The organism is Streptococcus sp. HMSC074B11, from assembly GCF_001808705.1.
Taxonomy (GTDB): Bacteria; Bacillota; Bacilli; order Lactobacillales; family Streptococcaceae; genus Streptococcus.
Genome location: NZ_KV794309.1, coordinates 83,449 through 96,951 on the forward strand (window position 1 = coordinate 83,449; position 13,503 = coordinate 96,951).

Genomic DNA, 13,503 nt, shown 5'->3' on the forward strand with positions numbered 1-13,503 from the left:
CAACTGTGCGGAGGTGGGACGACGAAATCGTATTCTAACGAATTACCGATTTCTGTCTCACTCTCAGTTTTTTTGATGAAAAATGCTAATAAATATTCACAAAAATCCCTATATATGATAAAATAATACAATCTTATAAATTGGGAGATGAATGATGAATATTTTTAGAACCAAAGACGTTAGTCTAGGTAAGACAGAAATGCATCGCCATTTAAAACTATGGGATTTAATTCTTTTGGGAATTGGTGCTATGGTAGGAACGGGAATTTTCACCATTACAGGAACTGCTGCAGCAACATTAGCAGGACCTGCTCTTGTGGTATCTATCGTGATTTCTGCGATATGTGTGTCCTTATCTGCTCTCTTTTTTGCAGAATTTGCCTCTCGTGTTCCTGCAACGGGTGGAGCTTATAGTTATTTATATGCAATTCTGGGTGAATTTCCAGCCTGGATAGCTGGTTGGTTAACCATTATGGAATTTATGACAGCAGTTTCAGGTGTTGCTTCTGGTTGGGCGGCCTATTTTAAGGGGTTGCTTAGCCATTATGGAATTTCCTTGCCACAAGTCTTGAATGGAACTTTTAATCCTGAACATGGTACTTATATTGATTTTTTACCAATTTTAGTAATTCTACTTGTTACAGGTGTTGTACTTTTAAATTCGAAAGCAGCTCTTCGTTTTAATTCTATTCTTGTTGTTTTAAATTTTCTGCTCTTGCCTTATTTATCCTAGTTGGTATTTGGTACATTAAACCTGAAAATTGGTCAGATTTTGCACCATTTGGTTTTGGTCAGATTTATGGAGGAAGCACTGGAATTATGGCAGGTGCTTCACTCATGTTCTTTGGATTCTTAGGTTTTGAGTCCATTTCTATGGCAGTTGATGAAATTCAAAGTCCACAAAAGAATATTCCACGTGGGATTGTTTTATCCTTAACCATTGTAACCATTCTGTATGCCTTGGTTACTTTGATATTGACCGGTATCGTTCACTATAGCAAGCTCAATGTTGATGATGCAGTGGCTTTTGCGCTGAGAAGTATCGGTATTGGTTGGGCAGCTAATTATGTTTCACTTGTTGCAATTTTTACCTTGATTACGGTATGTATTTCCATGACCTATGCCTTGTCACGAATGATTTATAGCTTGGCCCGCGATGGACTATTACCTCAAAGCTTTAAAGAAGTGACCAAGACTAGTCGCGTCCCTAAGAATGCAACCATCTTGACAGGTGGAGTTTCAGCGATTGCAGCTGGGATCTTCCCTTTGGCAAGTATCGCAGCCTTTCTCAATATCTGTACCTTAGCCTATCTTATTCTCTTAGCCTATGGAATTATCAAATTGAGAAAAGATAAGGGTATGCCCAAAGAGGGAGAATTTAAAACTCCCCTGGTACCTTTTTTACCAATCTTGTCTATTCTGATTTGCCTCTCATTCATGCTTCAGTATACCATAGAAACATGGATGGCATTTGGACTAGCTTTATTAATAGGAGTTATTATTTACTTTGTTTATGGATATAACCATTCGACTGTAGCTAAAAATGAATAAAGAAAAAAATCGCGAAATTCGCGATTTTTCGATTTTTTTATAACTTCTCGTTAACAAAACGAACAAATCGATTCCACCAAACTTTTAAGAAGAATGCTTTTTCGACATTTTTTTCTGCGACCATCTCAAAACTCGGTTTGTCAGTTGTAATGTATCCTTGACCAACTAGATCCTTGTCTTGATAAGTCAAATGTCCAACGACAGTTCCTGCCTCTAGTGGAGCAGTGTGTTCAGTCGTGTCCGCTGTGTAAGTAATAGTTGATTGTGTACGACTACCAAGACGTTGAACGATTTTGATATCTTCTTTTGCAACAGCCGTAACAGTATCTTCCTTCCCATCTAATACAGGTGATTTACTATCTTCATAACTTTCTCCTTGCTTGACGATTGTCTGTAGAGAAAAGTTTGATGAGATGTAATCTAAAATAGAAGAAGTAGCTGTGAAGCGCGCATATGGATTAGTATCTTGGTTGTCAGCGTTTAAGACAACAGTGATAATACGCATTCCTTTTTCTACAGTCGTACCTACAAAGGATGCTCCAGCTTTATCAGTCGTACCAGTTTTAAGTCCATCAACACCACCACGATAGGCAGGCATTCCTTCCAACATATAGTTGGTAGAATGAATTGTCATCCCTGCAAAAGTAGAAGAAGGTTTCTTGGTGATTTCTAAAACTTGAGGATACTTGAGGATGAGGTTGCGAGCAACGACAGCAACATCATAAGCGCTCAATTTGTTTTCATCATCTTTCTTTGAACCAGGATAGATATTAGTGCCAAGAGTTTCATTATTGAGCCCAGTTGTGTTGACGAGGGTAGCATCTTGAATTCCCCATTCTTGTAGTTTGGCCTTCATCATATCTACAAAGTCCTTCTCAGAACCGGCAATTTTTTCAGCTAAAGCGATAGCAGCACTGTTCGCACTAGATACTAAAGTAGCTTCTAATAACTCTTCAACAGTGTAATTTCTAGCTTCCATGGGCACATTACTAGCCGCAGAATTAGTTGTCAACTGGTAGGGGTAATCAGAAATTTCTACAGGAGTGGAAAGAGAGATTTTCCCCTGTTCCAAGGCTTCGTAAACGAGATATACGGTAAGCAATTTGCTAATAGAAGCAATTTCAACAGGTTGAGTAGCATCCTTTTCGTATAAAATCTTACCGCTATTAGCTTCAACAGCAATGGCATGTTTTGCTGCTACATCAAAATCTTGGGCAGCAACAGTTGTTGCTGAAGCAAATGAAAAGAGGGTTAATAAGGTTAAAAATAATTTCTTCATAGTAACTTTATTCTATCACAAAGACAAAAGATATTCTTGTTTTTGTGATGAAAGTTATCAATCTTTTTTGAAATATGGTAAAATAGGGAAAAGAGGAGGTGGCCTATGTTTCGGAGAAACAAACTATTCTTCTGGACAACTGAAATTCTACTAATAACCTTAATTTTCTATCTATGGAAAGAAATGGGTGCTATTATTACACCCTTTGTCAGTGTTGCAAATACAATCATGGTTCCTTTTTTATTGGGAGGATTTTTGTATTATCTAACCAACCCAATTGTTATCTTTTTAGAGAAGGAATGCAAAATCAATCGAATCATTGGGATTTTGTTAACCCTTTGTGCCTTAGTTTGTGCACTCGTACTTAGTTTTGTTTATCTGCTGCCGATTTTGATTAATCAGTTAAGTAGCTTAATTTACTCGAGTCAAAACATTTACGGTCGTCTTCAAGATTTAGTTATTGAGTTATCAAAACATCCAGCCCTACAAAATCTAGATATCCAACAAACTATTCAGCAACTGAACCTCTCTTATGTTGATATTTTGCAAAATATCTTGAACAGTGTGACAAATAGTGTTGGAAGTGTTCTATCTGCACTCGTAAGCACTGTATTGATTATCATCATGACACCAGTTTTCTTGATTTACTTATTACTTGATGGGCATAAATTTTTACCCATGCTAGAAAGAACTATATTAAAACGAGATAAATTGAACATATCCGGTTTATTGACAAACCTAAATACAACTATTTCTCGTTACATTAGTGGAGTGTCTATAGATGCAGTTATTATTGGATGTTTAGCTTTTATTGGTTATAGTGTGATTGGTCTAAGATACGCCTTGGTCTTCGCCATTTTTTCTGGATTGGCTAACTTGATTCCGTATGTAGGACCAAGCATTGGCTTGATTCCAATGATCATCTCAAATCTCTTCACCGATCCTCATAAAATGATTATTGCTGTCATTTATATGTTGATTATTCAGCAAGTTGATGGAAATATTTTATATCCACGTATTGTGGGTGGGGTTATGAAGGTTCACCCGATTACTATTTTAGTCTTGCTTTTATTATCAAGTAATATTTATGGTGTGATTGGGATGATTGTTGCTGTTCCAACCTATTCCATTTTAAAAGAGATTGCTAAATTCTTAGCGCGACTGTATGAAAATCATAAGGAAGCACAAGAAGTTAAGAAACATCTATCAGAATAAAGATGTCGGGATAAAAAATCCCGACCTTTTTTTGATCATTGTATCTTTGGCGCTGTAGTTGATCAACCTTTTTATTGGTTTTCAAACTCTCAAATCTCTTATAATGAAACTTTAATTTTTCTATACATAAATTTTTTACAAACAACTGAATGATTGAAGTCTTTCGGGGCTGGAAATAGGAGATTCAGACTTGGGTTATCGATTTATGGTCTATCGCCTTTTGCTAAAATAAGCCTATTTATAGATATTTTAAATAAATTGGTAGAGGAAGTAGAGCAAGAATAAGAATAATTCACAAAAACTTTGTAAAACACTTGCAATTTAGCTGAAATTTGATAAAATAGTAAGGAAAGTTAGACTGTATTGCCTACTGTCTATCTATAAAATATATTTTATTGGAGGCTTTTACTCAAATGGCAAAAGAAAAATACGATCGTAGTAAACCACACGTTAACATTGGTACTATCGGACACGTTGACCACGGTAAAACTACCCTAACTGCAGCTATCACAACTGTTTTGGCACGTCGCTTGCCTTCAGCAGTTAACCAACCTAAAGACTATGCGTCTATCGATGCTGCTCCAGAAGAACGCGAACGCGGTATCACAATCAACACTGCGCACGTTGAGTACGAAACTGAAAAACGTCACTACGCTCACATCGACGCTCCAGGACACGCGGACTACGTTAAAAACATGATCACTGGTGCCGCTCAAATGGACGGAGCTATCCTTGTAGTAGCTTCAACTGACGGACCAATGCCACAAACTCGTGAGCACATCCTTCTTTCACGTCAGGTTGGTGTTAAACACCTTATCGTCTTCATGAACAAGATCGACTTGGTTGATGACGAAGAATTGCTTGAATTGGTTGAAATGGAAATCCGTGACCTTCTTTCAGAATACGACTTCCCAGGTGACGATCTTCCAGTTATCCAAGGTTCAGCTCTTAAAGCTCTTGAAGGTGACTCTAAATACGAAGACATCATCATGGAATTGATGAACACTGTTGATGAGTACATTCCAGAACCAGAACGTGACACTGACAAACCATTGCTTCTTCCAGTCGAAGACGTATTCTCAATCACTGGACGTGGTACAGTTGCTTCAGGACGTATCGACCGTGGTACTGTTCGTGTCAACGACGAAATCGAAATCGTTGGTATCAAAGAAGAAACTAAAAAAGCTGTTGTTACTGGTGTTGAAATGTTCCGTAAACAACTTGACGAAGGTCTTGCAGGAGACAACGTAGGTGTCCTTCTTCGTGGTGTTCAACGTGACGAAATCGAACGTGGACAAGTTATCGCTAAACCAGGTTCAATCAACCCACACACTAAATTCAAAGGTGAAGTTTACATCCTTACTAAAGAAGAAGGTGGACGTCACACTCCATTCTTCAACAACTACCGTCCACAATTCTACTTCCGTACTACTGACGTTACAGGTTCAATCGAACTTCCAGCAGGTACTGAAATGGTAATGCCAGGTGATAACGTGACAATCGACGTTGAGTTGATCCACCCAATCGCCGTAGAACAAGGTACTACATTCTCTATCCGTGAGGGTGGACGTACTGTTGGTTCAGGTATGGTTACAGAAATCGAAGCTTAATTCGATTTAGTTCCCAGAAGAACAATTATTTAAGTCAGACACTAAAAGAATCTTGCTTTGCAAGGTTCTTTTTTTTTCGATCAAAAGTGAGAGAGTTCCTTTTTTACAATTTCATAAAATCATGGTAAAATGGTTAAATATTAAATTTGGAGAAAAATATGAAGTACAAGCGTATCGTATTTAAGGTAGGGACTTCATCCTTGACTCATAAAGATGGAAGTTTATCTCGCAGTAAAGTAAAAGCTATTACACAGCAGCTTGCAATGCTGCATGAAGCAGGTCATGAGCTGATTTTGGTGTCTTCTGGGGCTGTTGCAGCAGGTTTCGGAGCCTTAGGATTTAAAAAACGACCAACAAAGATTGCGGATAAGCAAGCTTCAGCAGCGGTTGGTCAAGGATTGCTTCTGGAAGAATATACAACAAATTTGCTCTTAAGACAGATTGTTTCAGCGCAAATTTTGCTAACTCAGGATGATTTTGTCGATAAGCGACGTTATAAAAATGCCCATCAAGCTTTATCTGTCCTTCTAAATCGTGGTGCAATTCCTATCATCAATGAGAATGATAGTGTCGTCATTGACGAACTTAAGGTCGGAGATAATGATACGCTCAGTGCTCAGGTAGCTGCAATGGTGCAGGCAGATCTTTTGGTTCTCTTAACAGATGTAGACGGTCTTTATACTGGTAATCCTAACTCGGATCCAAGAGCTAAACGCTTGGAGCGAATCGAGACCATCAATCGTGAAATTATCGATATGGCTGGCGGAGCAGGTTCATCTAATGGAACTGGAGGTATGCTGACTAAGATAAAGGCAGCGACCATTGCGACAGAGTCAGGAGTACCGGTTTATATCTGTTCATCTTTGAAAGCTGATGCTATGATAGAGGCAGCAGAGAAGACCAAGGATGGTTCCTACTTTGTTGCCCAGGAGAAGGGACTTCGTACCCAGAAACAATGGCTGGCCTTTTATGCCAAAAGTCAGGGAGCTATTTGGGTTGATAAAGGGGCGGCAGAAGCCCTATCTCAACATGGAAAGAGTCTCCTTTTATCAGGGGTTGTAGATGTTGAGAGCAATTTTTCTTATGGTGATATTGTAACGGTATTTGATAAGGAAAGTGGAAAATCACTCGGAAAAGGTAGAGTGCAACTAGGTGCATTGGGGCTTAAAGAAGTCCTTCGTTCTCAAAAAGCCAAGGGTGTCCTGATTCATCGTGATGACTGGATTTCCATTACTCCTGAAATCCAACTACTCTTTACAGAATTTTAGAGGTAAACTATGGTAAGTACACAAGAACAATTTGAACAGGTACAGGCTGTTAAAAAGTCGATTAACACAGCTAGTGAAGAGGTGAAAAACCAGGCCTTACTAGCTATGGCCGATCACTTATTGGCAGCTACTGAAGAGATTTTATCAGCTAATGCTCGCGATATGGAAGTGGCTAAGGGGAAAATCTCAGATGTTATGCTCGATCGTCTTTATTTGGATGCAAGTCGTATCCAAGCGATGGCAAGAGGGATTCGTGATGTGGTTGCTTTACCAGATCCAATTGGTGAAGTCCTAGAAAGAAGGCAACTTGAAAATGGTTTGGTCATTACTAAGAAGCGTGTGGCTATGGGTGTTATTGGCATTATCTATGAAAGTCGTCCAAATGTGACGTCTGATGCAGCTGCCCTTGCTCTCAAGAGTGGAAATGCGGTTGTCCTTCGGAGCGGTAAGGATGCCTACCAAACAGCTCATGCCATTGTCACAGCCTTGAAGAAGGGCTTGGAGACTACTACCATTCATCCAGACGTCATTCAATTAGTAGAAGATACTAGCCGTGAAAGTAGTTATGCCATGATGAAGGCTAAGGGTTATCTAGATCTTCTTATTCCTCGCGGAGGTGCCGGGTTAATCAATGCTGTCGTTGAGAATGCTATTGTGCCAGTTATCGAAACAGGTACAGGGATTGTTCATGTCTACGTTGACAAGGACGCGGATGAAGACAAGGCACTGTCTATTATCAATAACGCTAAAACTAGTCGTCCTTCAGTCTGCAATGCCATGGAAGTGCTGCTTGTTCATGAAGACAAGGCGGCAAGCTTCCTTCCTCGCTTGGAGCAAGTTCTGGTTGCCGAGCGAAAGGAAGCTGGTCTTGAACCGATTCAATTTCGTTTGGATGCTAAAGCAAGTCAATATATTTCTGGACAAGCAGCAGTGGCTCAAGACTTTGACACTGAATTTTTAGACTATGTCCTAGCTGTAAAAGTAGTTTCTAGTCTTGATGAAGCTGTAGAGCATATCGAAGCCCACAGCACCCATCATTCGGATGCGATTGTGACTGAAAATGGTGATGCTATAGCTTACTTTACAGATCAAGTGGACTCGGCGGCGGTTTATGTCAATGCTTCAACTCGTTTCACAGATGGTGGCCAATTTGGTCTAGGTTGTGAAATGGGGATTTCTACTCAGAAATTGCATGCGCGTGGCCCAATGGGCTTGAAGGAATTGACCAGCTACAAATATGTGGTTACTGGTGATGGACAGATAAGGGAGTAAGAGATGAAGATTGGATTTATCGGCTTGGGGAATATGGGAGCTAGTTTGGCTAAGGCTGTCTTGCAGGCAAAAATGAGTCATCAGATTCTCCTTGCTAATCGTAGTCAAGCTAAGGTGGATGCTTTTATTGCCAATTATGGTGGTCAGGCTTCTAGCAATGACGAAATCTTTGCAGAAGCTGATGTGATTTTTCTAGGAGTCAAGCCAGCTCAATTTTCTGAACTGCTTACTCAATATCAGTCAATCCTTGAGAAACGAGAAAGTCTTCTTTTGATTTCTATGGCAGCTGGTTTAACCTTGGAAAAACTCGCTAGTCTTCTTCCAAGTCACCATAGGATTATTCGTATTATGCCTAATACCCCTGTTGCTATTGGGCAAGGAGTGATTAGTTATGCCTTGTCTGCAAATTGTCATCCAGAAGACAATGAACTTTTCTGTCAACTTTTAGCCAATGCAGGGCAGTTGGTTGAATTAAGCGATGGTTTAATAGATGCGGCAACAGGGCTTGCAGGTTGTGGTCCTGCCTTTGTCTATCTATTTATCGAAGCTTTGGCAGATGCAGGAGTTCAGACAGGATTGCCAAGAGAAATGGCTCTGAAAATGGCGGCTCAAACAGTAGTTGGTGCAGGTCAAATGGTACTAGAAAGTCAGCAACATCCTGGAGTCTTGAAAGATCAAGTTTGTAGCCCAGGTGGTTCGACCATTGCTGGTGTAGCAAGTCTAGAAGAACGTGCTTTTAGAGGAACCGTTATGGATGCTGTCAACCAAGCCTACAAAAAAACTCAAGAATTAGGCAAATAAGAGGTGGGCAATAAAACTCACCCTCTTTTTTTCTTACAAAGAAGGAAATGAAAAAAGCTTTTCACAAATCCCCTTTTTTTTGATAGAATAGAAGAGAGAAAAATAGAAATGAGTCAGACATGTCAAAAGGATTTTTAGTCTCTCTTGAGGGACCAGAGGGAGCAGGAAAAACAAGCGTTCTTGAAGCCTTAATCCCTATATTAGAGGATAGGGGAGTGGAAGTTTTAACAACCCGTGAACCAGGTGGGGTCTTAATTGGAGAAAAAATTCGCGAAGTTATCCTAGATCCTAGTCATACTGAAATGGATCCTAAGACTGAGCTTCTCCTCTATATTGCTAGTCGTCGACAACACTTGGTGGAAAAGGTCTTACCAGCACTTGCAGCTGGAAAACTGGTTATCATGGATCGCTTTATCGATAGTTCTGTTGCTTATCAGGGCTTTGGGCGTGGTTTAGATATCGATGCTATTGATTGGCTTAATGAGTTTGCGACTGATGGACTGAAACCTGATTTGACTCTTTATTTTGATATTGAAGTCGAAGAGGGGCTGGCACGTATTGCTGCCAATAGTGATCGGGAAGTCAATCGTTTGGACATGGAAGGTCTGGATCTACACCGAAAAGTTCGTCAAGGTTACCTTTCTCTTCTTGAAAGAGAAGGAAATCGCATCGAAAAAATCGATGCTAGCCTACCGCTTGATCAAGTGATTGAAAATACGCAACAGCTACTTTTTGATAGGATGGGATTAAGGAGATGAAGCAAGAGCAATTAAGGGCTTGTCAACCTCTACAATTTGAACGTTTTGTCCATATCTTGGAGCAAGGGCAGCTCAATCACGCCTACCTCTTTTCAGGTAATTTTGGAAGTTTAGAGATGGCGCTTTTTTTGTCTAAAAGTCTCTTTTGTAGTGAGAAAACTGGTATTTTTCCTTGTGAAAAATGTCGGAATTGTAAATTGATTGAGCAGGAAGAGTTTCCTGATGTGACCATAATTAAACCTCTGAATCAAGTCATTAAGACAGAGCGTATTCGAGAATTAGTTGGTCAATTTTCCCAGTCTGGTATTGAAAATCAACGTCAGGTCTTTATTATCGAACAAGCAGAAAAAATGCATGTGAATGCTGCAAATTCTCTTTTAAAGGTTATTGAAGAACCACAGAGCGAAATCTACATTTTCTTTTTGACTGATGATGAGGAACAGATGTTGCCAACGATTCGAAGTCGGACACAGATTTTCCAATTTAAGAAGCAAGTCTCTACTTTAATGTCACAGCTTGAAGAGGCTGGTTTAGTAAAAAATAAAGCCAAACTATTGGCCCAATTTAGTCAGTCTCAGACCGAGGCTGATAAGCTAGTGCATCAAGCAGGATTTTGGACACTAGTAGATGAAAGTGAACGTTTCTTTTCGTGGCTTTTAGCCTCAAAAAAGGAATCTTATTTGCAAGTTGCAAAATTAACGAGTTTGGCTGATGATAAAGAAAAGCAAGATCACGTGCTCAGGATTTTAGAGGTATTAGCCGGGCAGGAGATTTTCAACGTTTCAGCTCGGAACATTTTGCAACATCTCATTCAAGCTCGAAAAATGTGGCGGGCAAATGTCAGCTTTCAAAACGCTTTGGAATACCTGGTTTTACAAAAAAATTAAAGAAATGATAGATTAAAGAAAGGGCTGTAATGAATAAAAAAGAATTATTTGATGCTTTAGATGACTTTTCACAGCAATTGTTGGTAACCTTGGCAGACGTCGAAGCTATCAAGAAAAATCTCAAGAGTCTGGTAGAGGAAAATACAGCTCTTCGTTTAGAAAATGATAAACTGAGAGAACGATTGGGAGAAGTTGAGGAGACAACTCCATCCAAAACTAAACATGTGAGGGAAAATGTTCGTCGCATTTATGAGGACGGTTTTCATGTTTGCCGTGATTTTTATGGTCAACGTCGAGAGCAAGATGCAGAATGTATGTTTTGTGATGAGTTGTTATTTAGGGAGTAAGTATGCAGATTCAAAAGAGTTTTAAGGGACAATCTCCCTATGGCAAGCTTTATCTAGTCGCAACGCCGATTGGTAATCTAGATGATATGACTTTTCGCGCTATTCAGACCTTGAAGGAGGTCGACTGGATCGCGGCAGAAGATACTCGTAACACTGGACTTTTGCTCAAGCATTTTGAAATTTCAACCAAACAAATCAGTTTTCACGAGCATAATGCCAAGGAAAAAATTCCTGATTTGATTGAGTTGTTGAAGCAAGGTCAAAATCTTGCCCAAGTATCTGATGCAGGGATGCCTAGTATTTCTGACCCGGGGCATGATTTGGTCAAGGCTGCCATTGAAGAAGATATCGCAGTTGTCACGGTTCCAGGAGCTAGTGCAGGAATTTCTGCCTTGATTGCCAGCGGTTTAGCGCCACAGCCTCACATATTTTATGGTTTCTTACCACGAAAATCTGGTCAGCAAAAGCAGTTTTTCGAAGCAAAAAAAACTTATCCAGAGACTCAGATTTTCTATGAATCACCTCACCGTGTGGCAGATACGCTAGAAAATATGCTAGAAGTCTACGGTGATCGCTCGGTGGTCTTGGTTAGAGAATTGACTAAAATCTTTGAAGAATATCAACGAGGAAAAATTTCAGAATTACTGGAAAGCATCGCTGAAACACCGCTCAAAGGCGAATGCCTTATCATTGTAGAAGGTGCTAGTCAGGATGTAGAGGATAAGGATGAAAAGGATTTATTCTCTGAGATACAGGACCGCATCCAGCAAGGTATTAAGAAAAATCAGGCCATTAAGGAAGTTGCGAAAATGTACCAGTGGAATAAAAGCCAGCTCTATGCTGCCTACCACGAATGGGAAGAACATCAGGAAAACAACTAGACAGGGAAGTTTGCCTTCTTCCCTTTTTTTGTTATACTAGAAGAAGAAAAAAATAGAAAGATTTGTGGGAGTGAAAAAGTCCGGGGGACTTTTTCAGCCAGAGCCAAGAAATTCGAAAGCGATGAAAGTCCGGGGGACTTTTTCAGCCAGAGCCTGAAAACTCGAGAGCGAAGTAAGTTCGGAGGGAACTTTTTCAACCTGACTCAGGAAATTCACACTCCCAAAGAGGTATTAGTGTCGTGTCTCAATCTTATATCAATGTTATCGGTGCGGGATTGGCGGGTTCTGAAGCAGCCTACCAAATCGCAGAGCGTGGTATTCCAGTTAAACTTTATGAAATGCGTGGTGTCAAGTCAACACCTCAGCATAAAACTGACAATTTTGCCGAGTTAGTTTGTTCGAACTCACTGCGTGGGGATGCTCTTACAAATGCCGTAGGTCTCCTCAAGGAGGAAATGCGCCGCCTAGGTTCTATTATCTTAGGATCAGCAGAAGCAACCCGTGTTCCTGCTGGAGGTGCACTTGCGGTTGACCGTGATGGTTTTTCTCAAATGGTCACTGAAAAAATTGCCAATCATCCCTTGATTGAAGTGGTACGTGACGAAATCACAGAATTGCCAACGGATGCTATTACAGTTGTAGCGACTGGTCCTTTGACTAGTGATGCCCTTGCTGAGAAAATTCACGCTCTTAATGGCGGTGACGGTTTTTATTTCTACGATGCTGCAGCGCCTATTGTGGATGTTAATTCGATTGATATGAACAAGGTTTATCTCAAATCTCGTTATGATAAGGGAGAAGCAGCCTATCTCAATGCTCCTATGACCAAACAAGAGTTTATGGATTTCCATGAAGCCTTGGTAAATGCGGAAGAAGCGCCTCTGAATTCGTTTGAAAAAGAAAAATACTTTGAAGGATGCATGCCAATCGAAGTCATGGCTAAACGGGGTATCAAAACCATGCTCTATGGTCCTATGAAACCAGTTGGTTTGGAGTATCCAGACGATTACACAGGTCCTCGTGATGGAGACTTTAAAACTCCTTATGCGGTCGTTCAGCTTCGTCAGGACAATGCTGCAGGTAGTCTTTATAACATCGTTGGTTTCCAAACTCACCTTAAATGGGGAGAACAAAAGCGTGTCTTCCAAATGATTCCAGGTCTTGAAAATGCAGAGTTTGTCCGTTATGGAGTCATGCACCGCAATTCTTACATGGATTCACCAAATCTTCTTGAGCAGACATACCGTTCTAAGAAACAGCCAAATCTATTCTTCGCTGGTCAGATGACGGGTGTGGAAGGCTATGTTGAGTCAGCGGCATCAGGTCTAGTAGCTGGTATTAACGCAGCTCGTCTTTTCAAGGGAGAAAGTCCTGCTATTTTCCCAGAGACAACAGCAATTGGAAGTCTAGCTCATTACATCACCCATGCTGATAGTAAACACTTCCAACCAATGAACGTCAATTTCGGAATTATCAAGGAATTGGAAGGCGACCGCATTCGTGATAAGAAGGCTCGTTATGAAAAAATTGCAGAGCGTGCCTTGGCTGATTTGGAAAACTTTTTATCCGTTTAAAATTTTCAAAAGAATAACTCATGAGACTATAAAATTCTCAAAAAATGTGATAAAATAGTT

At 40.1% G+C, this 13,503-nt stretch carries 11 protein-coding genes and 1 pseudogene; 11 read left to right on the top strand and 1 reads right to left on the bottom strand.

What is annotated here, in order from left to right:
* Nucleotides 1–154 precede the first annotated feature (154 nt).
* Nucleotides 155–1,551, top strand: a pseudogene (locus HMPREF2619_RS09805) (APC family permease).
* A gap of 37 nt (nucleotides 1,552–1,588) precedes the next feature.
* Here the strand turns inward: HMPREF2619_RS09805 and pbp3 are convergent.
* A complete protein-coding gene (gene pbp3, locus HMPREF2619_RS09810; RefSeq protein ID WP_070460994.1) occupies nucleotides 1,589–2,830 on the bottom strand; it encodes a D-alanyl-D-alanine carboxypeptidase PBP3 in 1,242 nt (413 codons plus the stop codon).
* Between the two features lie 105 nt (nucleotides 2,831–2,935).
* Here pbp3 and HMPREF2619_RS09815 point away from each other — a divergent pair, with 105 nt between their 5' ends.
* The 10 genes from HMPREF2619_RS09815 (at nucleotide 2,936) to trmFO (ending at nucleotide 13,443) form a co-directional block, all read left to right on the top strand.
* Complete coding sequence (locus HMPREF2619_RS09815; RefSeq protein WP_070460996.1) at nucleotides 2,936–4,045, top strand: AI-2E family transporter; 1,110 nt, start codon at nucleotides 2,936–2,938, stop codon at nucleotides 4,043–4,045.
* Between the two features lie 413 nt (nucleotides 4,046–4,458).
* Nucleotides 4,459–5,655, top strand: a complete 1,197-nt coding sequence (gene tuf / locus HMPREF2619_RS09820; protein WP_001040718.1) for an elongation factor Tu — start codon at nucleotides 4,459–4,461, stop codon at nucleotides 5,653–5,655.
* 158 nt (nucleotides 5,656–5,813) lie between these two features.
* Entirely contained in the window at nucleotides 5,814–6,923 is a 1,110-nt protein-coding gene (proB, locus tag HMPREF2619_RS09825) for a glutamate 5-kinase (protein ID WP_070460999.1), read from the top strand.
* 9 nt (nucleotides 6,924–6,932) lie between these two features.
* Nucleotides 6,933–8,195: a glutamate-5-semialdehyde dehydrogenase gene (locus tag HMPREF2619_RS09830; RefSeq protein WP_070461001.1), complete on the top strand. Its 1,263-nt coding sequence runs from the start codon at nucleotides 6,933–6,935 to the stop codon at nucleotides 8,193–8,195.
* A gap of 3 nt (nucleotides 8,196–8,198) precedes the next feature.
* On the top strand, nucleotides 8,199–8,996 hold the full coding sequence (gene proC, locus HMPREF2619_RS09835) for a pyrroline-5-carboxylate reductase (RefSeq protein ID WP_070461003.1): 798 nt from the start codon (nucleotides 8,199–8,201) through the stop codon (nucleotides 8,994–8,996).
* 119 nt (nucleotides 8,997–9,115) lie between these two features.
* Nucleotides 9,116–9,754 (top strand): dTMP kinase, encoded by a 639-nt coding sequence (tmk, locus tag HMPREF2619_RS09840; protein ID WP_070461005.1) that lies wholly within the window; start codon nucleotides 9,116–9,118, stop codon nucleotides 9,752–9,754.
* Complete coding sequence (locus tag HMPREF2619_RS09845) at nucleotides 9,751–10,641, top strand: DNA polymerase III subunit delta' (RefSeq protein WP_070461007.1); 891 nt, start codon at nucleotides 9,751–9,753, stop codon at nucleotides 10,639–10,641. Before tmk ends, HMPREF2619_RS09845 begins: the two co-directional genes overlap by 4 nt.
* 29 nt (nucleotides 10,642–10,670) lie before the next feature.
* Nucleotides 10,671–10,988, top strand: coding sequence for a DNA replication initiation control protein YabA (gene yabA / locus HMPREF2619_RS09850; protein ID WP_070461008.1), 318 nt, complete (start codon nucleotides 10,671–10,673; stop codon nucleotides 10,986–10,988).
* 2 nt (nucleotides 10,989–10,990) lie between these two features.
* On the top strand, nucleotides 10,991–11,869 hold the full coding sequence (rsmI, locus tag HMPREF2619_RS09855; protein ID WP_070461009.1) for a 16S rRNA (cytidine(1402)-2'-O)-methyltransferase: 879 nt from the start codon (nucleotides 10,991–10,993) through the stop codon (nucleotides 11,867–11,869).
* A gap of 239 nt (nucleotides 11,870–12,108) precedes the next feature.
* The gene (gene trmFO / locus HMPREF2619_RS09860) at nucleotides 12,109–13,443 is read left to right on the top strand and encodes a methylenetetrahydrofolate--tRNA-(uracil(54)-C(5))-methyltransferase (FADH(2)-oxidizing) TrmFO (RefSeq protein ID WP_070461011.1); all 1,335 of its coding nucleotides are present in this window, start codon (nucleotides 12,109–12,111) and stop codon (nucleotides 13,441–13,443) included.
* Nucleotides 13,444–13,503 lie beyond the last annotated feature (60 nt).